At 40.5% G+C, this 21,987-nt stretch carries 21 protein-coding genes; 10 read left to right on the top strand and 11 right to left on the bottom strand.

Annotation, left to right across the window (positions count from 1 at the left end):
* Positions 1-167: 167 nt before the first annotated feature.
* Positions 168-986 (bottom strand): class I SAM-dependent methyltransferase, encoded by an 819-nt coding sequence (locus V7K35_RS18395; RefSeq protein ID WP_335080642.1) that lies wholly within the window; start codon positions 984-986, stop codon positions 168-170.
* A 6-nt stretch (positions 987-992) separates the two neighbouring features.
* Here V7K35_RS18395 and V7K35_RS18390 point away from each other — a divergent pair, with 6 nt between their 5' ends.
* The gene (locus tag V7K35_RS18390; protein WP_335080641.1) at positions 993-1,754 is read left to right on the top strand and encodes a class I SAM-dependent methyltransferase; all 762 of its coding nucleotides are present in this window, start codon (positions 993-995) and stop codon (positions 1,752-1,754) included.
* Positions 1,755-1,886: 132 nt separating this feature from the next.
* Here the strand turns inward: V7K35_RS18390 and V7K35_RS18385 are convergent, their stop codons facing one another.
* Entirely contained in the window at positions 1,887-2,162 is a 276-nt protein-coding gene (locus V7K35_RS18385) for a hypothetical protein (RefSeq protein WP_335080640.1), read from the bottom strand.
* A 43-nt stretch (positions 2,163-2,205) separates the two neighbouring features.
* Entirely contained in the window at positions 2,206-2,673 is a 468-nt protein-coding gene (locus V7K35_RS18380; protein WP_335080639.1) for a VOC family protein, read from the bottom strand.
* 77 nt (positions 2,674-2,750) lie between these two features.
* Here V7K35_RS18380 and V7K35_RS18375 point away from each other — a divergent pair, with 77 nt between their 5' ends.
* Both V7K35_RS18375 and V7K35_RS18370 read left to right on the top strand, forming a co-directional pair.
* The gene (locus tag V7K35_RS18375; protein WP_335080638.1) at positions 2,751-3,224 is read left to right on the top strand and encodes a DUF4385 domain-containing protein; all 474 of its coding nucleotides are present in this window, start codon (positions 2,751-2,753) and stop codon (positions 3,222-3,224) included.
* A 301-nt stretch (positions 3,225-3,525) separates the two neighbouring features.
* Positions 3,526-3,861, top strand: coding sequence for a hypothetical protein (locus V7K35_RS18370; protein ID WP_335080637.1), 336 nt, complete (start codon positions 3,526-3,528; stop codon positions 3,859-3,861).
* A gap of 225 nt (positions 3,862-4,086) precedes the next feature.
* On the opposite strand, the gene V7K35_RS18365 is transcribed toward V7K35_RS18370, so the two are convergent.
* The 4 genes from V7K35_RS18365 to V7K35_RS18350 form a co-directional block, all read right to left on the bottom strand.
* Entirely contained in the window at positions 4,087-7,797 is a 3,711-nt protein-coding gene (locus V7K35_RS18365) for a tetratricopeptide repeat protein (RefSeq protein WP_335080636.1), read from the bottom strand.
* A 58-nt stretch (positions 7,798-7,855) separates the two neighbouring features.
* The gene (locus V7K35_RS18360) at positions 7,856-8,875 is read right to left on the bottom strand and encodes an aldo/keto reductase (RefSeq protein ID WP_335080635.1); all 1,020 of its coding nucleotides are present in this window, start codon (positions 8,873-8,875) and stop codon (positions 7,856-7,858) included.
* 172 nt (positions 8,876-9,047) lie between these two features.
* Positions 9,048-9,383 (bottom strand): cytochrome c6 PetJ, encoded by a 336-nt coding sequence (gene petJ, locus V7K35_RS18355; protein ID WP_335080634.1) that lies wholly within the window; start codon positions 9,381-9,383, stop codon positions 9,048-9,050.
* A gap of 55 nt (positions 9,384-9,438) precedes the next feature.
* Positions 9,439-9,663 (bottom strand): hypothetical protein, encoded by a 225-nt coding sequence (locus V7K35_RS18350; RefSeq protein ID WP_335080633.1) that lies wholly within the window; start codon positions 9,661-9,663, stop codon positions 9,439-9,441.
* Positions 9,664-9,854: 191 nt separating this feature from the next.
* On the opposite strand from V7K35_RS18350, the gene V7K35_RS18345 reads away from it, so the two are divergent.
* Entirely contained in the window at positions 9,855-10,655 is an 801-nt protein-coding gene (locus V7K35_RS18345; protein ID WP_335080632.1) for a histidine kinase, read from the top strand.
* Positions 10,656-10,989: 334 nt separating this feature from the next.
* On the opposite strand, the gene V7K35_RS18340 is transcribed toward V7K35_RS18345, so the two are convergent.
* The 4 genes from V7K35_RS18340 to V7K35_RS18325 form a co-directional block, all read right to left on the bottom strand.
* Complete coding sequence (locus tag V7K35_RS18340) at positions 10,990-11,178, bottom strand: YqaE/Pmp3 family membrane protein (RefSeq protein ID WP_334795633.1); 189 nt, start codon at positions 11,176-11,178, stop codon at positions 10,990-10,992.
* A 127-nt stretch (positions 11,179-11,305) separates the two neighbouring features.
* Positions 11,306-11,704 (bottom strand): phage holin family protein, encoded by a 399-nt coding sequence (locus tag V7K35_RS18335; RefSeq protein WP_335080631.1) that lies wholly within the window; start codon positions 11,702-11,704, stop codon positions 11,306-11,308.
* Between the two features lie 246 nt (positions 11,705-11,950).
* On the bottom strand, positions 11,951-12,292 hold the full coding sequence (locus V7K35_RS18330) for a 2Fe-2S iron-sulfur cluster-binding protein (protein WP_335080630.1): 342 nt from the start codon (positions 12,290-12,292) through the stop codon (positions 11,951-11,953).
* A 13-nt stretch (positions 12,293-12,305) separates the two neighbouring features.
* On the bottom strand, positions 12,306-14,465 hold the full coding sequence (locus tag V7K35_RS18325) for a Tex family protein (RefSeq protein ID WP_335080629.1): 2,160 nt from the start codon (positions 14,463-14,465) through the stop codon (positions 12,306-12,308).
* 553 nt (positions 14,466-15,018) lie between these two features.
* Between V7K35_RS18325 and V7K35_RS18320 the strand changes: the two genes are divergently transcribed.
* From V7K35_RS18320 to V7K35_RS18295, 6 genes are all read left to right on the top strand, one after another.
* On the top strand, positions 15,019-15,273 hold the full coding sequence (locus tag V7K35_RS18320) for a hypothetical protein (protein ID WP_335080628.1): 255 nt from the start codon (positions 15,019-15,021) through the stop codon (positions 15,271-15,273).
* Positions 15,274-17,061: 1,788 nt separating this feature from the next.
* Complete coding sequence (locus V7K35_RS18315; protein ID WP_335080627.1) at positions 17,062-17,445, top strand: EamA family transporter; 384 nt, start codon at positions 17,062-17,064, stop codon at positions 17,443-17,445.
* Positions 17,446-17,478: 33 nt separating this feature from the next.
* Positions 17,479-17,835, top strand: coding sequence for an EamA family transporter (locus tag V7K35_RS18310; RefSeq protein ID WP_335080626.1), 357 nt, complete (start codon positions 17,479-17,481; stop codon positions 17,833-17,835).
* Positions 17,836-17,921: 86 nt separating this feature from the next.
* A complete protein-coding gene (locus V7K35_RS18305) occupies positions 17,922-19,226 on the top strand; it encodes an NAD(P)/FAD-dependent oxidoreductase (protein ID WP_335080625.1) in 1,305 nt (434 codons plus the stop codon).
* Between the two features lie 50 nt (positions 19,227-19,276).
* Positions 19,277-20,101, top strand: a complete 825-nt coding sequence (locus V7K35_RS18300; protein WP_335080624.1) for a glycosyltransferase family 2 protein — start codon at positions 19,277-19,279, stop codon at positions 20,099-20,101.
* A 340-nt stretch (positions 20,102-20,441) separates the two neighbouring features.
* A complete protein-coding gene (locus tag V7K35_RS18295) occupies positions 20,442-21,914 on the top strand; it encodes a TldD/PmbA family protein (protein ID WP_335080623.1) in 1,473 nt (490 codons plus the stop codon).
* Positions 21,915-21,987 lie beyond the last annotated feature (73 nt).

Below are 21,987 nucleotides of genomic sequence, written 5' to 3'. Positions count from 1 at the left end.
TACAGTTCAGTTAAGCATTTCTTCTCTCGGTGTTCTTTGCGCCTCTGTGGTTCCATAAAAAAATTGACTTTGACAAAAGATTTTAGCCTTAACCCAAGCGGATTGCGCTTGCTCTGTACCATCAAAGAATCATTAGTCAGTTCAGGAACAAAGCTTTACTGATCACCTTATTTTCGAGCGCGAACAAAGAACTTTGTAGTGTCTATCCAAAGACCTTGATCAGTTGCTAGTTTCTCAATTTCTGTTTTATATTCAACTTGCAACTGATTTAATTGTTCTGGTGATAATGTTGACAACAAAGGATTACCTTTAAAATTTATCTTAATTACTGTCTCAGATAATCTGCTATCCCTAAGCTGGCGATAACGTCCTGATGGTTCAATCTTAATTTCGATATCTCTAAAACCTGCCTGATTGAGCAAATTTCGACATTTTTCTGGAGTTCCCAATGGTTCAAGGATATGTGGTAATGACACGCCCAAAACTCTAGCGCAAATCTTCTGCTGAAGAGATGCCATATAAGCAGTTTCGGGAGGACAGGTAAATGCTACATACCCTCCTGTTTTCAAGTAGCCGTACCACTTTTGCAAAGTAGCAAGGATATCAGGAAAAAGGACAATGGCTTCACAGCAAAAGACAACATCAAAACTACTATCACTAAAGTTTAAATATTCTGCATCCGCCTCAATCAACTCGATATTTTGTAATTTTGCTGCTGCAATTTTAAGTCTTGCTTGATGCAACATTTCAGGGGTCATGTCAATCCCAATCACGTAGCCCTCTGAACCAACTTTTTCAGATGCGGGTATCGCAACTAAACCTGTTCCAGTCGCCACATCAAGAATTTTCTGTCCCGAATCTAGCGGCACAAATTCAAGTAGAAGCTTGGCTTCTAGAGGATGGCGAGTACCTTCCTCATGGTCATAAGTCGTTCTACTACCATAGAATTCTCTTAGTTGCTGCTTATAGCTATCCTGATCAGTCATAACCAAATGTCAAATTTTCTCCACTTTATAGTAACTCTTGTTGTGATATTGAGTTGCTCACTGCTGAACCCAACCCTGACAGCACAAGCTGCATCTTCATCCACAACAGTTTATGAACAGCATATTATCCATAATCCAGATGGTATCGGCAAATATTACATGGGGCGAGAAATTGCCAAAGTTATGGGATATACAGGCGCTGGCTGGCTAGAACGTCCAAGGCGAGAGGGAGAGGAACAGCCAATTAAGGTAGTCAACGTCCTCAATCTGAAACCGAATGATCTGGTGGCGGATATTGGGGCTGGTACAGGTTACTTAAGCTTTCGCATCGCGCCGCTATTAACAGCAGGTAAAGTGTTGGCTGTGGATGTTCAGCCAGAAATGTTAGAAATCATTGAGTTGTTCAAAAAAGAGAAAAATATCACCAATGTTGAGCCTGTTTTAGCAACCCTTACTGACCCAAATTTACCACCTGAAAGTGTCGATTTGGCACTGATGGTGGATGCTTATCATGAACTTGAGTATCCCCAAGAAGTGATGCAAGGAATTGTCAAAGGACTTAAACCTGGTGGTAGGGTGGTTTTGGTTGAGTACCGGGGCGAAAATCCCTTTATTCTGATTAAAGGTCTGCACAAAATGACTCAAAAGCAAGTCCGTAAAGAAATGCAAGCTGTTGGTTTGGTTTGGCGGGAAACTAAAAACTTGTTACCTCAACAGCATTTAATGGTATTTGAGAAACCTGATTCTAGCAATTTAGTGACAAGATGAGGCTTGGGCAGTATATCACAATAAAAAAGGGCAAACGCATCTAAATTACTCTTGTTCACAACCAAGGTTAAGAAGCAACGAAAAAATGTATCGATGAATATAAATTATCTAAAGCTTAATTCAACCATCAGTCTATTTTTTGGGAATGAGGGTGGCGCTTTTGGTTGCACTATCCCAAACAATCCAGCTAAGAGAATTATCTAAATCATCGGCGCTATTTGAAACTTTAAAATACAGCTTTTCTGCGCCTTTAGTTTCAATGGCAAAATCAGCATTTTGAGCATAAACGACTTTAAAACCTTTGTCTCGCAAACAATACATCGTCCAAGCTTTCAATGATTGCTTGTATGGTTCGTGCGGAATTGGTGGTTTTGTGATCGTCTCTTCGATTAGTTTAAATATTTGCATGAGTTTCCCGCTCATAGTAGATACTTTTGCGATCGCCTTTAAGTTAACTAGCTTCTGGATCGCAACGAATTTCAATCATAAAGCCATCTGGATCGTAAAAATACACTCCTCTACCAGTAGGGCGAGTGACTGGGCCATGAGCGATCGCTATTTTATTTTCTCTGATCACTGTCACCGCGCGATCGAATAACTGCTGATCTATATCAAAGGCTAGATGGTACGCTCTGGTGAAAGTCTTTTCGGGGTCTGGATTTGGTGGTGATAACTTTGGTTCCCCAAATAAATCCAGTATCGTTCCATCCGGGGTGATAAAGTTGGCTACTTTCCCAGATGCGACAAGTTCCACCAGAGTTGCGGGTACTTCGTCGCCTGTAAGTTCATGCAAACCGAGGATTGTGCCATAAAAGTAGCGGGAAGCTTGCATATCTTTGACGTTGAGGGCAATGTGATGCACTTTACGCAGATTACCCGGAGCAAGGACACTGTTCACGGATTGGGTGCTAGATAGCATAATAAAATAAAATTTCCCTACAGAGATAGAAGCTCGACTTTTTTATTAAAGTTTATTATTTATAATAAACACTTCGCATGGCTTTTGATTATTCTTTAGACTTTAAAAATCTCGATTTTCGCCAACATCCCGAACTATATCGTGTTGGCAAGGGTGAGCAGGGTGTACTTTTGGTTGAACCATACAAATCAGAAATTCTTCCTTACTGGCGGTTTAAAACTCCTGATATTGCTAGAGAGTCGAGTGAAAAAATATACGAGCTTTTTCTTGATTATTTAGAGCAAGATGATTTTGTCGGCGCAGATATGGCACGAAAGTTTATCCAAATGGGTTATACTCGCTCTCGCCGTTATGCTAATCATAAGAGTGGCAGGAAATATAAAAAAAATTTGGAAGATTCTAATTCAAAAAAAGAGATTCTTCCTTATGAAGTAGACTCAGTGAAAGCGGAATCAGCAGCAATATTTAAAGCTAAGTGGGTAGAAGCAAAGACAAACGAGAAATATCAACAGCTTTTAGCCAAGCATAAACAGATATACAAAGCAGATTAATAACCTTTGTAGGTGGGTTAGCAAGGTAAAGCACCTTCCAAGTTGTTTTTACTGCGTTATGTTGTCCCTAAGCACTCTACCAAACAGCCGATCTGACAATTCACGTCAAGTGGAAAAGCCCACGAAAAACCTAACCCCCTAATCCCCTTCCCGACGCGGGAAGGGGGGAAATTTCAAAGTCTCTAACGCCACCTGCTTCAAGTCGGCAGAGCCGCCCAACGCAGTGGCTCCTCCTTGTAGGAGAGAGATTTAGAGAGAGGTTTTCTAGTTACTGAGCAAAGTCAGAACAGCCGACGAGTCTTTGATACTCGCTGACGAGTCTTTGATACTCGTGAATGAGTCTTTTATACTCGCCGACGAGTCTTTTATACTCGTGAGCGAGTCTTTTATACTCGTGAATGAGTCTTTTATACTCGTGAATGAGTCTTTTATACTCGTGAATGAGCCTTTTATACTCGTGAGCGAGTCTTTTATACTCGTGAGCGAGTCTTTTATACTCGTGAACGAGTCTTTTATACTCGCTGACGAGTCTTTTATACTCGCCGACGAGTCTTTGATACTCGTGAACGAGTCTTTTATACTCATGAATGAGTCTAGAGGACTGATTGTAGAAGCTTTTTACATTGTCGCCAATTAATTTAAGATTAACGTGATCGCATTTCTCCACTTAGCAATCCAACAATAATCATAGTTGCCTAAGCGATCGCATCTGGCAGGGTTATATTGAAGGACTGCATAAGCTGGTTACATTGTGAGCGATTAATTTAAGAGTAACGCGATCGCATTTCCCCTTATCTTCATCGCATCTCCTCTCTGGACAAGCCAATAAAAATCATTAAGATTAACCTGATCGCATCTTTCCTTATCCACCCATTGAAACTTGACTGGGGTCAAATAACCACCCATCGCCGACAATCTCCTCTAGGCGTTGATTGAGTAGGAGAAAGAAATATTCTGGATCATTTAGCCGTTGCTGGACATACCAATTATCAAATGCTTCCTGCGTCTCAATTCCTTGGACATCCGCCACCCCTGCTATCATCTCGAAACTTACATTTTGAAGTTCCTCTAACCGCAGATGACCTTCACCTCGGCGGGCGCAAAAGAATATTGCGGTTGCACCTAGCAAAGCTTGTAGTTCATCGCCTTGAATTACTGCATTATATAAAGCACCGATTAAATAAATAGTATCTGCTAAGGGCGCTTGAATTCTCAGTGTTAGCCAGATTGTTTGAGCTAGGTAAATCAAATCGTTGCTTTCATCTGTTACGCTTAAATTTTTCAGAACTGTTACCAAGTCACCGTATGCACTTATTTGTGCAAGTGTGGAAGCAACTTGCCTGTAGAGTGCGATCGCTCTTGCAATGTCCCCTTGGTCGGCGATTACACCTGCCATGTTGTTGAGAGTGGCAGCTTCACCAACCACATCGCCAATCTGCTGTTGTATTTCCAAGGATTGCTCCCAAAGTGCGATCGCCCTTGCGATGTCCCCTTGGTCGGCAATTACACCTGCCATGTTGTTGAGGGTAGTAGCTTTACTACCGACATCGCCAATCTGCTGTTGTATTTCCAAGGATTGCTCCCAAAGTGTGATCGCCTTTGCGATGTCCCCTTGTTGGGCGATTACCTCTGCCATGCTGCTGAAGGTAGCGGCTTCACTTTTGACATCACTTATCTGCTGTTGTATTTCCAAGGATTGCTCCCAAAGTGTGAGCGCTTTTAGAATGTCTCCTTGTTGGGCGATTACCTGTGCCATGTTGCCCAGACTAGTGGCTTTACCACCGACATCACCAATCTGCTGTTGTATTTCCAAGGATTGCCCCCAAAGTGCGATCGCTCTTGAGATGTCCCCTTGTTGGGCGAATATCTGTGCCATGTTGTTGAGAGTAGCGGCTTTACCTTTGACATCGCCAATCTGCTCAGATATTTCCAAAGATTGCTCCCAAAGTGCGATCGCTCTAGCGATGTCCCCTTGGTTGGCGAATATCAGTGCCATGTTGATCAGGGTAATGGCTTTTTGTTGCAATTCTTCTTCAGGACACAGGTCTAAAGCTTCCTGATAATGGTCGACAGCCTTTTGCACAAAACCTAAAACATATTCAGCACGGGCGATGGTTTCCAAGATGCGGCAGTTTTGATAAACTGCCAAGATTTGCTGACATAACTCTAAAGCTTCCACAAAGCGTGAATTGTTTATCCAGTAGGTTACAATCCTATCCCCAATGCTGACAGCAATTTCTTGCTCTTTCGCCAGTAATCCCAAACGTACAATTTCCAATGCTTCTGCTTCTGTGTGGTCTTCATTATCCTCCCACCAAGCTTGATGGATTTTCTTTACCGCTTGCTGTCGGGTTGCTTGCCACTCTTCCTCACTCAACACTGGTTCTAGCAATGGTTCTAAAATTGTTGTCACCCGATAATTAGCTGGCTGGTTGGCGTAAGTGGTGGCAGATTCAACTAAGCTAAGGCTGGTTAACTTTTCCAAAACTGCCAATTCCCCAAAGGTAGAAATTGCCCTGACAATCTCTTCTGTCACAGGTAGATGAAACACACTCAACCGTGCAAGAAACTTTTGTTCTTCCAATTCCAAAGCATCCAGCAGAGTTTGTGCCAAAATATTTTCGCGGAATTTATGCTCAGTCTCTTCTAGTCGAGTCAATAATTCATCTGCCGCTATTCCTGGTTGCTGAATCACCTCCAACAGCCACTTCAGCAAGCGGGGATTACCATCGGCAATCTTAATAATCCGCCGAGTTCTTAACTGTTGCCTAACTTCTTTATCTAAAGGGAAGCAGATTTTATCAATATCACTGCTGCTCATCCCCGCCAAAGATTCCAAATGCAGCTGATGAGGTGGCAAAGTGTCTGCTTTAAAATAGCGACAGGTGACAATCAGCCGACTTTCTGCCGCGTTTTCTGCCAATGCCGCACAAATCGCCTCTAAAATTTTGTAAGCATCTACCGTCATCCGCAGCGAACCATCTTCAATATTAGTTGTGGGGATATTCTGCTCAAAGTCATCCAGCACCAGCAGCAAAGGTTGGTTGTGTTCTTGTTCAATTGCTGCAAAAAAGTTTTGCAACCGCCCTTTAAGAGACACCTTTGGTTCATTTAAAAGTGCCGGCACATCTGCAAACCGCTCAAACTTATTAGAAAGCTTATTCAGCAAACCCCACTCATCCAGAGGGCCAATCAACACGACTCGCGCAAAATTGTCACGCTGCGTCTGCACCCGCGTACATAACCGCGCCGCCAGAGTACTTTTACCCAGTCCGCCCATCCCGGCAATAAACACCCCGATTTGGTCGCTGGTTTCCCGCAATGCCCTCAGACACTGTTGCAAAGGTCGTCTGCGTCCGACAAACTCAAACCGACTGGCAACTTTAACTAGATTATTCTCATCGAGAAATTCTTGCTCTGGCGCTGTAAACTTTAGCTTTTCACGATTTCTTGTTCTCAGAGGTGTCACCAGTTCGGCAATGGGGCGCGTATCCCGATACATCCGCAACAGATGCCAGTCGGTGCATTCTTTGTCAATCATCTCCTGCTGCGCCGCTTTGACTGCTTCTTCAACAGTTGCCCCCGTCGCCAAAGCTTGATAAAGTGCCTGTGCTGCTACAATACCCGTGCGATCATACACCGGACGCGCCCAGCCTAAAACTATACCTGCCCCCGCTTTCACCAATGCCTGCGCCATTGAGGGTACTGTCCCCTTGTTAGGAACCTGTCCCGTATGACAACCAGACAGAAAAGTTACACGCGGCCAACGTCCGCGAAAGGCTTTAGCTAAATCATTGACGGTAGTAAGTTGCATATTCCCCACCTCATCTTCAGTGATGAAGCAGGGGGTATTGTCTGCCAGTATTGCACCTTTTGGCAATAAATAGCCGTAATCTTTTTGGGTATAAATAATCCCGTGTCCCGTGAGGTGAAAGACATCAAAATAGTCTTCTGGGTAGGATTTCACCAAATTGGCTAACTCCGCAACCGAGCCGCTTTCCTCGACAATCAACGCCAAAGGCTGCTCCTTAGTTGCTTGCAAAATGTTCGCTTCTTCCTGCTCAAACCCTAGTGGTGGAACTCTGGGATCTTCAGGAGAAGTCGCCATGAACAGCAACCGCAATGGGCGATTTTGCACGCCAATCACTGGGCTTTGACGCTGCTGCACAGAACGCACTGGTAAAACGGAAATATCCCGGCGTTCGATTAAAAACCCTGCACTATCATGTAGCAATTCCCAAGGTAGATGTGCCAATCCCAACGCTACCCGTTCTGTTTCCGGGTTCAACCCCTTTGCTTCGCTGGTTTGAATCAAATCTAGAAGAATTGTTTGCTCATCCGCCTCATCCAGCGCCCTTCTCAGCCATCCTTCTTTACCATCCAGCCATTGATAAAGTTGCCGTCCCAACTGGGTGAGATAGGGTAGATAATCTCTTTGTTGAGCATAATAATTTTGCTCAGACAAATCAATCAGCGCTGCCAACTCCGTTTTATCCAGGCGACGTGAGCCATAATCACAGCGCAGTTCAAAAGTTTGCTGTTGACTGAGGGCGAAGGTGAAGTTTAAGGGCATGGCTGACAGCAATAGTTTCCACAGTAACCTTCACCGTATTATCACCCAATTCCCGAAATTACCGTCGATATTCGTCGCCGCAATCGCCGATTAACTGGTACAAATCGCGTGATTGGCGAGATACCGCATTGATGCGATCGCGATCGTCAGCATCTAAACTAAAATTAAATACTTTGGCGTTATCTTCTATATGTTCAGATACACTAAGTCTGGCACCAACTATCACACCGCCCACAGTTGGCTGATCTAAAATGTAACGCACTGCCACGTTGGAAATGCTTACCCCATGCTTATTAGCAATTTCCTTCAGAATAGCTAGTAACTCTTGAAATAATTGCCAACCACCCCAAGCATCGATCATGTTTTTATATTTTTTCAAACTAGCAGTAGACAAATCAAATCCCCGCGGTTCCGGTTTCCCCAAATAGTTTTCTGATAACAAACCGCCGCACAGTGTACCGTAAGTAAAAAGCTTTATGTCATGCTGTTGACAAAACTGTACCATATTAACTTCGGGGCGGCGGTCAACAAGGGAAAATTGTACTTGGTTAGAAACAATTTTGATCCCTGCTTCAGTAATAATCTTCAAGTTTTCCGTGTCAAAATTAGTTAAACCTAGATGCTTAATTTTACCCTCAGTCTGAAGTTCTGCCATATATTTGAGGGCATCCAGGTAATTTTTATCCTGATATTCCCACCAGTGGAATTGCATCAAATCTAACGATTCTACATTCATCCTTCTCAAGGAAATATCAATATTTTCCTCAACCAGTTTTTTCGTCATTTTGCCTGGACGAGGCACCCATTTTGTAAAAGCTTGCACCTGAGATAAAGCATCTTTCCCACGAGTATCAATTAGTTCACAGCGAAACTCACCAATAAAGTCTTCAGCAGGGCCATAATGGTCTGCTAAATCCCAAGTGGTAAAGCCTGCATCTAAATATTTGAACATAGTCTCAATAGCGGCTTGGGGATTAATCTGTCCGTGTCCGCCGGAGACTTGCCACATCCCATTTAATATGCGGCAGATGTTCAAATCGGGAGTGAATTGGAGACGGCTAGCTGCGGGTAAGTTCATTTTCAAGTCAGGAGTGAGAAGTTGGAAGTGACAAAGGAGTTAGGAGTGAGAAAAGTTAATAATTAGTGAGTTGACAAGCAGGTTTTTACAGCCTTTTTAACTTTTCTACTTTATTATGAATGATTTAGGACTGCTAGAGTTAATAACTACTAAAGTCTTAACTCCTAACTTTTTAACGCCAGTCTTTTTCAGCTTGTTCGAGAACGTAAGTAGCAACATCTTGAATTTGCTGTTCAGTGAGGCGCTTTTTGTAGGCTGACATATTATTTTTCCCATTGGTTACTATAGATGTAACTGCCTCTATTGAATCCATGCCATACTTTTTCAGCGCTTGCTTTTTGAGATTTTTACCGCGCCTAACTATGTTACCGCCGTTGATATGACAACCAGCACAATGAACACTAAATATTTGTTCACCGTTAACTGTATCTGCTGCACTAGCAGGCAAAGTAAAAGTACTGATTAATAACAAAAACGTTACTAATACTAATGTGAGTAATTTTTTCAATTAACTTCTCCCGATTTTTACATATTGGTTGCAGGCATAAGTGTCATAACCAATACTACAGAGATTCAAAGTCAGTTGTAAATCCAGCAAAATTTGCACAATCTTCTTGAAAAGCTTCTGCATCACTAACATCCTCAATTTTATAGGACATGATGCGCGTACCATCTGGCATTTTTTTGGAACCAATTAATTCACCTTGATATTTCTGGGCGATCGCTTTAAATTCAGTACCATAAAGCTTCCAAGTATCCCCTGAACAAGTAATGTTTACTCGCCACATATTTTACTCCCAATTACTACCAACAAATATTCATCATCTCACAAATGGTTAACATCCTACACATTACCTCCTTATGACTATTATTTTCTATCTAAAGGAAGTGCCTAGCTATATCAAGCTACGCCATAATATAGATGTGTGAACATGTCTAGAAAATTTTATCCAAATTAGTTAAATCCCAAGAGTTGAAAATGCCTAACAATATCAAACAACAAATTCAAGCAGACTTGCAACAAGCTAAAGAAACGGGACAATTAAGAACTGATCGGATTCGAGAAATTGTCAAATCCGCAGTTTCTCAAGTAGGTTCTGAGTTTAAACAAGGTTCTACTGAGCTTCGTAGCCTTGTTAGAGATGCAGTTTCTGCTGTAATTGAAAACTTCCAAGAAAAAGGTGGCGAACTCAAAGATGAAGTGACAGCTTCGATTGAAGGAGCGCTGGAAGGGATTAATAGCAAAAGACACGAAAGCATTGCTCAAACTCAGACAGATATCAAGCGGTTACAGGCTCAACTGGATGGCGAAGAAGAAGAACTACAGCAAGAGATTGATGTAATTTTGGCAGAGATTGAAGATACGAGTAAGCAAGAACCTGCTACTACCAAAACTGCAATTGATTCTGCTGTCAATGCTATTAAAGATAGTGAAGAAGTAGGATTGTTAAAGAAGCGTTACGCGCAACTGCAAGCGCAGCTAGCGATTGTTCGAGCGAATTTAGCTGCACGCTATGGCGGACGTTCTATGGAAGTCCAAGATTATCTGGACGAGGCTAAACACTGGTATGATAAAGCTCGTCCTCAAGCAGAATCTATGGCTGTACAGGTAGAACAAAAGCGATCGCAACTAGAAGATCAACTAGGTGAAGCTGGTACATCTCTAGCCAAAAAAGAGCGCCAAATCAAGCAAACATTGAGGCAGTTACTCTTAACGGCGGCTGACTTGTTCAAAGAGAAGCAACCTGCTGATAAAGAACGGGATACTATTCATAAATAGACTAGACTGCTTTTTCACAAAAACCCTGATACATATGGATTTTTCGTAGGGGCACGGCATTGCCGTGCCCTAGCAACGTATTTGTATAATTATTAAAGACTCAGTTTTCGTAGGGTGTGTTATGCCAAAGACTAACGCACCGCTTGATAAGTTAAAAAACATCTAAATTGCTTGAATTAAATTAAACTCTGATCGGGTGTGCAAGATAGCCACCTTATGCAAGTTAAAATTAGAATAGTTTATAAATTATAATTTTCGTAGTAAAATGGTGCGTCACGGCCAAAGCCATAACGCACCCCACTTAAGATTTATTAAAATCAATTTTGCGTATTAGTTAAATACGTCCCTCTTGATTAACTTGTTCTTCATGCTTGGCAATCACCCAAATTGCATGAATACTACCGGGTAGCCAACCTAGAACTGTGAGCACAATGTTAATAATTAAGGTTGGGCCAACTCCAACTGTCAGAAAAACGCCTAAAGGAGGCACTAATAAACCTAGAAGAAAACGAACTAATTTCATGATGTTACAATTTTGCGATTTTGTTTAGTTACATTCTTTTGAAGATACCGAATTAGGAAATCCACCTTCGGATATTTTCTTTGGAGTAGAGACGTGATCAAATTGATATTTCTACTCCCTTTAATATTTATCTAGAAGGTAATTCACCTTGCGTTTTTACATCACCACTGCTGGCTAAAAGATTTTTTTCAACAAAGTAGTTGTTAATGAAGGTGTTAGCAAAAGTTAGAATTACTGGCCCAAGAAGGAAACCAATAATCCCACGAACTCCGAACCCAGGAACTAGCACTGCTGCTAACCAGAAACAAAAACCGTTGACGATGAGCGAAAATGCTCCAAATGATAGAAAGTTAAGTGGTAAGGAAAGAGTAGACAAAACTGGTTTAACTGAACCGTTAATCAGACCAATTATTAAAGCGGCAATCAAAGCTGCGGGAAAGTTAGCAATATTAACGCCTGGAACAACTAAATCAACAATCAACAGGCTCAAAGCTGTAGCTAGTGCAGTTAATAATGGTGTTAACATTTTTCTTACCTAATCACTAAAGATTTTTTGTAACTTCTTATCTCATCTTTAACTATGTGCTAGCTTTTGACCTCTCTTGCAAGGTAGAATTTGCTTCTACCGTTAGGCCGATAATTTATAAAATATAGCGGTTATTGTATAGATGCAAAACTTACAAGTGCTGTGATACCTTGTTTTTAAGGATGTGTTAAACAAATTTAACGCATCCTTAAAATTTAAGATTAATTTAATGTCATTCGGTAACAATCACTCAGATTTTCCCGACTCAGGCTTATAGTAAAGGGCTGATTTATACAAGACTTGTTCTTGATGGGTTTCTAAAGTGCAATCAGACAAGGGGTAAGTTACACAAGTAACAACATAACCAGCCTGTATTTCAGTTGGGCGCAGAAATTTTTGCTCACTTTGATCAACTTCACCACTAATCAGTTTGGCGACACAGGCTGAACATTCACCCTGCTTACACCCAGATGGTAGGCGGATACCAGCATCTTCTGCCATATCCAGAATATATTGATCATCTGGTACTTGAATGGTGCGATCTAACCCAAGTGTAGGATTGATGAATCGAACTTGATAAACTACCATCTGCTGTTTCTAATTATTGTTTAACTGCTTTCATCGACAAACTAATTCGCTTGAGTTTCTCGTTAATTTCTAACACCTGCACCTTGACTACTTGTCCAACTTTGACAACTTTGTTGGGATCGTCTACAAATCGATCGGCAAGTTGGGATATATGCACCAAGCCATCTTGATGTACGCCGATATCGACAAACGCGCCGAAGTTGGCGACGTTGGTGATGATTCCCTCCAGTTCGATTCCCACCTTTAAATCCTTAATTTCCTTAATTCCTTCTCTGAAGGTGGCATACTTAAACTCTGCACGAGGATCTCTACCTGGTTTTTCTAATTCGCTAAGAATGTCGCGTAGTGTCGGTTCGCCAACGCTATCGGTAACGTATTTCTTCAGGTTGGTCTTTTTAAGTTTTTCAGCAATTTGTGTGACCTGATTTAATGGCACATTTAGATCAGATGCGATCGCTTCGACTACAGAATAACTTTCTGGATGCACAGCTGTATTATCTAATGGGTTGTCACCGCCGCGAATCCGCAGAAAACCCGCTGCTTGTTCAAAGGCTTTTGGCCCCAGTTTCGGAACTTTCAAAAGTTGTCGGCGATTTTTAAAGGCTCCATGCTGGTTGCGCTGGGCGACAATATTATTAGCAACACTTGCCGTAATCCCAGAGACGGAAGTCAGAAGTTCTTTGGAGGCGGTGTTCAAATCTACGCCGACGTAGTTAACGCAGCTTTCTATAGTGTCATCCAATTTCTTTTTCAACAACTTCTGATCGACATCGTGCTGATATTGTCCCACACCAATGGATTTGGGATCGATTTTCACAAGTTCCGCTAGGGGATCTTGTAAACGGCGACCGATACTAATAGCACCGCGCACGGTAATATCTAAATCGGGAAACTCTTCCAGCGCTACAGTACTTGCAGAATATATAGATGCGCCAGATTCATTCACCATCACCTTAACTGGTTTGCGTTCTATGGTTTGCAATACTTGCGTCACAAACTCCTCTGTCTCGCGGGACGCTGTACCATTACCGATGGCGATTAACGCAATTTTGTACTTTTCAATCAGATTTTTGACAGTTTGTGCGGCTTTGAGTCGTTGTTCAGCAGCTTGGTGGGGAAATACTGCTTGGTATTCCAAAAATTTCCCTGTTTGGTCGAGGACTGCAACTTTACACCCAGTTCTAAATCCAGGATCTATCGCCAATGTTGGTTTCATCCCTGCTGGTGCAGACAGCAACAACTCCCGCAGATTAGTTTCAAATGTCTTGATTGATTCTATATCTGCATAAACTTTTTTCTCAGAAATTACCTCTCCCATTAGAGAGACTTTCATTAAACGGTTAAATGCATCCTTCAACATCGCCTGATAAAAATCTCGAATTGTCCGAACTTTGGTTTTAATTTCTTTCGACTCTAAATAGTAAAGTACCGTATCTTCATCAAAAGCGATTTCAAAGCTTAATATTTTTTCTGTTTCACCCCGACACAACGCTAGCATATTGTGGGGTGCAATATTTTTTACCCTAATTTGATAGTTACGGTACATCTCAAATTTGGTTGTACCTTCGGGATAATCATCTTTGATGCGGGAGACGAATACCCCTTCTTCTAAAAGATAATTGCGGATATATGCCCGTAATTCCGCTTTTTCAGCCACTTCTTCCGCTAAAATATCAGCAGCACCTTTGAGCGCCTCTTCTGCTGTTTTTACTCCCTTGCTTTCAGAAATATACTTAGCCGCTTCTTCTTCCAGTGAAGCCGTTGCAGCATTTTTAACATTTAGCGACTTGATAAATTCCGCCAGTATTTCGAGTCCTTTTTCTCTGGCAATGGTAGCGCGGGTGCGTCGCTTTGGTCGATAGGGTAAGTATAAATCCTCAAGTTCAGTTTTTTGTAAGCAGGATGAGATTTTGGCTTTGAGTTCATCTGTAAGTTTACCTTGTTGGGCGATCGCATTTAAAATCACCGATTTTCGTTCTTCCAGTTCTGTTAAATAAGTATATCGATCAGCCAGTTCACGTAGTTGCACTTCATTCATTTCATCGGTGCGCTCTTTGCGGTAACGTGCAATAAAGGGAATTGTTGCACCCTCCGCCAAAAGTTCCAGCGCGTTTTGCACCTGATGGGGTTTGAGGTTTATTTCAGTTGCCAGTAATTGAGGAATGTTCAGCATTGGGTGTCTAAAATGAAAAAATGAAAATGCTACTTCTAAAGGTAATATGCTAGATCCTTATCCTGGCGCAAGGCCAAAGTTTTAAGCTAATTTACCAGATGATTACTCATAACAGGATAATTGGTGAAATAAACAAAACCCAGCTACGCAAGTTTTAAACCTGATTAATCCGCGTAGTTAAACGAGAGTTTGTATAGCATAGCGCAGCTCTGCTGAGTCGCGAAATTGGCACAAAAAACATTACCGTCAGGTATTGTGCGCTCTTACACTTAAAGCTTGCTCCCCGTAGCCACCCCTACTGTTAAAGCTTGCTACACCCAGCATTGACCACAAATGAAGGAGTTATTCACCAAGGTTTTGGGTGGTTCATCTGTCGGAATGATTATTCAAATTGGTGTAATATCCGACGTTGCCTAATCTCGACTTTCTATAATATTTATTTCGAGCGACTGTTGTGGCTAAAACCTGATTGGATGTAAAATTAACCCCAATTCCAAAAACAATTTCAATTTGTTTTATAAGCACAACAACTTTTAGTTCAGAGGTTAGTAAGATGCCTTTGTCTTTCTTGATACCACTGTGTACTGCTTTAGCCACTGGCTACTTCTTTAAAAACAGTACTGATGAAATCGCATATATTGCAGGTGTATTTGCAGCCATTAGCTTTATTTTAAGTTTAGTATTAGCACCCTGGCAGATTCAGTTTGGATTGTTAATCATTGTCTTAATTATTACCAAGAGACTTTTGCAGGAAAATGAGTCAAAACAAACTGAAGCTACAAGAAAACAACCTAGAGAAATTAACTAATACCAGCTACCACGAACTAATTTTTTCTCAGCTTTAAACTGCTGGAAATTATCAGACAGCTAATACCAATTCTCTATGAAGATGCACAGAATATTAAACGAACCGCCAAGTACGCCAAGAGCGCCAAGAATGGAGAGTTACTCATTTAATGCAGCTTCACATTAAATTGGTATAACCTACTAATGTGCCTAAAAACAGACGTTGGTAATTTTTTGATTGGAAATTCTCCTGCGTGAGTATAGCCTTGACCACTTTAGACTTATCTTTGATAAATAGAAGACGATTCAGACTCTCGCTTACCAACTGTAATTTTTGCTATAGTAAGTATATTTAAGTACTACAATAAACCATTGCTTGCATTTTTGTCTAAGTTTCAATTCGGCTTTCTCAAACTCTTAGCTTTGCACTTTTAGAGTCTGATACTAAATCTCTACTTTTGGAAGTTTCTTACCCAGAAACTGCTGCATAAATGTACAAATCCTTAAAAATAAAAATTCATTTACAGGAAAGTTTAGATTTAATTTCGATTTGATGAAGTTTTTGTTTAAGTATATTTCCGGTAAATGAATTTTTGATGAAGTATGGCGATAAATTTGCAACACCCTTTTATCGTGGTATTCTAATAAGTAATTATATGTAACAATAAATTTGAGATAAACCTCTAGTTAAAATTACATATAGTTAAGATTAAGAACAATTAAGCCTAATACTAAATAATGTAAAAACATCTCAAATCCGCTTAAATCAACGAAAGCTGTGAGTTGATGACCAAAGGCTAGTTTACATTAGCCGTTAGTCTCGTCAAAAACTCTATTTGGATACTCAGTAAAATTCCCCAGAAACCTGTAAAGCAAATTACTGTAGACTGATTCATCTATCTTTAATTTCCACAGCCAAGCAGACTTCTGTTACTTTTGTGTTATTACGCACGAAAAAAATACGTGTACACACCCAATTTGAGTACAAACTTTTATTAATCGGCTTAGTTTCCAGCCGAGGTTACAGAGATGTCTGTGAGCCTGGAGAAATTCTATGGTATATCGGTAAATGAATAAACTTTCCTGGAACAAATTAAGAACAATTTATCAATCCAGTTAAGTTAATGGGTTGAGAAGTTCAGTAGTGTCTTCAACAAGATTTATACAGCAGTATAGAACTGATGAAAGTTAATGAATGGATTAATCAAAAATTCTGGCAGTCCATTTTTATTCCCTTAGCTCCATCTAGTGAACATCCAGCTATAATCCGAATTCAGCATAAGTGATATCTACGACGGGCTATTCAGCGTCGTGGACTGCTAAATTTTGCCCACAATATTTGTGGCAAATCTTTGAATTTTTCTTATGTCTGCATCCACTATGACCTAGATATTGCGATCGCATCAAAAGTAATCTTGAAGCATGACTGGCTGATATGGAAGATTTCTGCAATTCACAGTTGGGCAAATTCTAAATTGATTATACCAATTACCAAGCAAAAAACTGCTTTGTATAAGAGTATAACCTAGTAAACTAATTTAGCGTGTTCTACTTTGATTATATAGAACGCTGTGATAATACAGCAACCATCCTGCAAGCTGCATAGTATTTAGTTGCTAACTCTAGAACATGAGCTTCAACGGTCGTTTTGAAATCAGTCCCTCTAACATAGCCTTCTTAATTTTGTTGTCTATTTACTGAAGTGGAGGTTGAATTGCATAAAAGGTGTGACCGAAATCCAAAACGTTCAAAACAACGGGCTATTTACTGTCCGCTTCATACCTCTTATCTCGATTGAGGCAAATGTACAATGAAATCTATCTCGCAAATTTCCAACTTTAAAATAATTCCTTATATCATCCTATTTATCAGTATTTTATTTAGTATTTCTGGGCAATTGCTGATGAAGCATACCATGAGCCAGACAAATGAGGGAATATTTACTTGGGTATTTCTTGAACAATTAGCATTAGCTGTTAGTGTTTATTGTTTAGGAATAGTAAATTGGATATTTGCTCTCCGCTCTGTAAAATTGAGTATTGCTTATCCACTGACTAGTTTAAATTATGTTGGGATCCTTTTAGGATCATACTACTTTTTTGATGAGGTAATTACACTAACTCGAATAGCAGGAGTAATCACTATTTTTGTGGGTGTTCTTTTAGTGGCTATTCCACTTAAAAAGTCTATATAGATTTATAGTTAATTCTCTAATAAGTATCGATAAATGAACATAATTATTTGGCTGCTTTTAATACTTGTTGTTTTATTAGGAACAACAGCTAACCTATCACTAAAATATGGACTTTACATTTCTAGCCATACTAAGGGAGCAAGCACATCTATCCAAAATCTGCTATTCTCTCGTTATTTTTTGATTTGGTTTATCTGTTATACATTTATGACTATATTGTGGCTTTATGTATTGCGGACAATTCCTCTGAGCCAAGCATTTCCAGTTTTAGGATTAATGTATGCGCTTATACCAGTTGCTTCTCACTATCTCCTAAAAGAGCAGGTTCTATTTAGCCAGTGGTTGGGAATTTCCATTATCATAACTGGTGTAATTCTTGTTGTAAATTAATAGCTCAAGGGACAAACATTGAGGTGATTAATATTAAAAACCTCTGAAGATAAATATCAAAAACATCCCTAAAAAAATCTAAATTTATGAATATAGGCATCATTGGCGGGGGTATAACTGGGCTAGTATTAGCCCAACGTCTTTCACATCAAGGACATACTGTCACTGTCTTCGATAGCAGCAAGCAGCTTGGTGGACTTACCACCTATCATGATTATGGGTTGTTTACCTGGGATCGCTTTTATCACGTTATCCTACCTTCTGATACTCACTTAATAAATTTTCTCAGAGATATTGGTCTTGGAGATAAACTGCGTTGGCATCGAAGTTTAACAGGTTTCTACGACGATCAAAAATTTTATTCTATTAGTAACAGTATAGAATTTCTGCGCTTTCCTCTGTTTGGACTTATAGGTAAAATCAGATTAGCTTTCACTCTGCTGTATGGTTCACGCCTTAATAATTGGCGGCGCTTAGAGAAGATTTTAGTTGAAGATTGGCTCTTGAAACTTGGTGGTAAAAGCACATACGAAAAGCTCTGGAAACCCTTGCTTCTATCCAAATTAGGAGAGAACTATAAGCGAATATCAGCAGTTTTTATCTGGGCTTATATCAAACGACTATTTTCAGCGCGGGATTCATCATTAAATAAAGAAGAACTTGGTTATGTCTCAGGTGGTTATAAAACTGTTTTTGACCATATAGAAAAATTAATTTACGCGGCTGGAGGTCATATCCACACAGGTGTTACGGTAGAATATATCGCACCTCATCCAGGGGGTGGAATGTGGGTAGAATCTCAGGGTAAAAAGGAACATTTTGATAAAGTCATTTTTACTGGCCCAGTTAATATTCTGCAACAGGTTGCTGCCAATGAACTGGTGAAAGTTTCAGACACTGGTGAAACAGTAGAATACCTGGGTGTAATCTGCATGGTACTGATTACTCGCAAGGCTCTAGTTCCTTTTTACGTGGTAAATATTGCCGATAGAAATGTTCCCTTTACTGGAGTCATCGGTATGAGCAACTTAGTTTCTTTACAAGAGACAGCAGGATATCACATGACATTCCTACCAAAATATATACTTTCCACTGACGCATTGTTAAAACAGCCAGATGATGAATTGCGTCAAGTATTTTTCCAGGGTATACGTTTGATGTTCCCGGAACTCAAAGCAGATGACATTGTAGCGGCACACATTAATCGAGCTATTAAAGTACAGCCACTACAAGTTTTAAATTATTCAAGCCTTGTTCCAAAGGTGAGTACTGAAAACGATGATTTTTTCGTTGTCAATACCTCACAGTTGGTCAATGATAGTGTTAACAATAACGCAGTTGTGCGACAAGTTGATGATTTTCTCAAAAAATCAACATTACTGAATTCTTGAAATTTGAGTAATGGTATGGTATTTTATTTTCAAAATCACATGAGGTTTTTATGAGTCTTTTTGTTCTTTTACCCGCATACAACGAGCAAGAATCAATTCGCCCGTTGTTCAAAAAGTTTCAGATATTGCAGCAAATCTCTAATATGGAGATCCGACTGATTCTTGTTGATGATGGCAGTAGTGATGCAACTGCTGAAACTGCTTTAGAAGAATCTCAATCATTGGGAATATTACTGAAATTAGTCCGACATCCCAAAAATGTTGGTTTAGGTCAAGCAATCAAAACAGGTTTCACAACTTTCTTAGAAGTTTCCAAAGAAGGTGATTTTTTAGCCGCGATGGATTGCGACAACACTCAACCACCAGAACTGTTAATAAAGATGTATGACACGATGATAGCTGGTAGCTATGATATTGCGATCGCATCTAGATATCGAAAAGGCTCTAAAGTCATAGGCTTATCAACATTTAGACAGATAATGAGTTACGGAGCCAGCTGGCTTTTTAGAATTGCAGCCCGTGTACCAGGTGTAAGAGACTATACTTGTGGTTACAGGCTGTATAACCGAACTTTCCTTAATAAACTGGATATGTATTATGGGGACAATTTATTCACTGAAAGTGGATTTGCTTGCATGATAGATTTACTGCTGAAAGCCAAAGTGCTCAAACCAAAAATCGTAGAAATTCCAATGGTTTTGAGATACGATCAAAAACCGACTGCTAGCAAAATGAAAATTATTAAAACTATTACTCGAACTCTAAAGCTCCTGTTTAAGAATCTATTATCTACAGGAGAAATTTCCAATTTAGGTCAGACTTTCAATGAGCAAGAAACAACAAGAATTCCATTGAAAATTGCAAATCGGAAATAAACCTGCATGTACCTCGCTTTCTTTATTATTTTTTTTGTAACCTTAAAGTCTTGAGGGGATATCTTTTCCCCTTAACCTTTTCCAGACAATAAGGGAATTTGTGAGTAATTATCCGAGAAGTATTGAATCAACCTCTATATATTACGATTAATTTTTAATATAAGTTCTGAGCCTCATTATTACTTTGTATACAGACACTCAGAGGTAGCGGGGTGGAATTCCCAGGTGAGGAAACCTCTACTGCCTTTCTACCGACTGTGGCTTTCACTGATTTGTTAGACTGAACACACCGGGATTTTTCAGTCAAATCTCTGAATTACGCCAGCAGACGAGGCTACCCATGCTTACAAGTACGCTACTTCTCTCGAATCAACTTCCCACCCTCCAATATTCCTCCACACCAGAGCGTTTCGATGAAACCTGGGAAGCCCCCCTGGCTACCCTCCTGGGACTAGGACGCGCCGCAGGTGCTGACTTCATCGAATTATTTTTAGAGCGTCGCAACTATATTAGTTCTCTTGCAGAAGATGACTCCATCACTAGTATTTCACCCAGTCTGTCTACAGGCGCGGGAGTCAGAGTATTTCGCGGCAAAGCTGACTGTTATGTCAGCACAAATGACCTTTCTTTTTCCGGTTTGAAAGCAGCCTTAGAAAAAGGTCTTTCCATCTTGGGATTGCAATTACCTACTCCTAAAGCTTTCATCCCAGAAATCAACCTGGAATTATTGAGAGATTACGCCACTAAAAGAGGCAAAGATGCCTGGCTACCAGTGTGTAGCTCCATCCGAGAAATGGGAGAAATCCTCCTTGATGGTACTGCCCACCTGAAGCAAAAAGCTAGCCACGTTCAATCGCGCCGTGCTAGCTATTTCCGGGATTGGCAAGAAGTTTTAATCGCCGCCAGTGATGGTACTTTTGCCCGTGACATTCGCCTCACCCAGTCAGTAGGATTTAACCTGTTGTGTGCTGATGGTGCTAATCGTACCTCAATTAGCGATCGCGCTGGTAACACTAGCGATGCCAACTTCTTGAGAACTTGGGATTCTCAACAAGCTGCTGAGAAAATAGCAGAATCTGCTGGAAAAATGCTCTACGCAGATTACGTGGAATCAGGTACTTACCCCATCATTATGGCCAATCACTTTGGCGGCGTAATCTTCCACGAAGCCTGCGGACACCTGCTAGAAACCACTCAAATTGAACGCAATACCACTCCCTTTGCTGACAAAAAAGGCGAAAAAATTGCCCACGAAAGTTTGACAGCCTGGGATGAAGGGCGCTCTGAAAATGCCTTCGGGACAATTGATATGGATGACGAAGGTATGCCTGCTCAAAGAACCCTATTAATTGAAAAAGGTGTTCTCAAAAACTTCTTAGCAGATAGAACAGGTTCTGCACGCACCGGTCAGCCAAGAACTGGAAGTGGACGCCGCCAAAATTATACCTTTGCCGCTGCTAGCCGGATGCGTAATACCTATATTGATTCTGGTGAATATAACATTGATGATTTATTTGCCTCTGTTGATAAAGGTATTTATTGTAAAAAGATGGGTGGTGGTAGCGTTGGTGCTACAGGTCAATTTAATTTTGGTGTTGATGAAGCTTATTTGATTGAAAATGGCAAAATTACCAAACCGCTAAAGGGAGCAATTCTGATTGGTGAAGCTAAGGAAATTATGAATAAAATTTCTATGTGTTCCCAAGATTTGGAAATTGCACCAGGTTTTTGTGGCTCTGTTAGTGGCAGTATTTACACCACAGTAGGACAGCCTCACATCAAGGTTGATTCTATTACTGTAGGTGGACGATAACCTCGTCAACTCGTTTAACTCGTTCCCAGGTTCCACCTGGAAACGCCTTCCTTGTGGTGCCACTATATTTTAT

Origin of the sequence: Nostoc sp. (assembly GCF_036917275.1) — a bacterium.
Classification (GTDB): domain Bacteria; phylum Cyanobacteriota; class Cyanobacteriia; order Cyanobacteriales; family Nostocaceae; genus Nostoc.
Note: the sequence above shows the minus strand (reverse complement) of the source record. Positions and strands in the feature narration are given on the sequence as shown.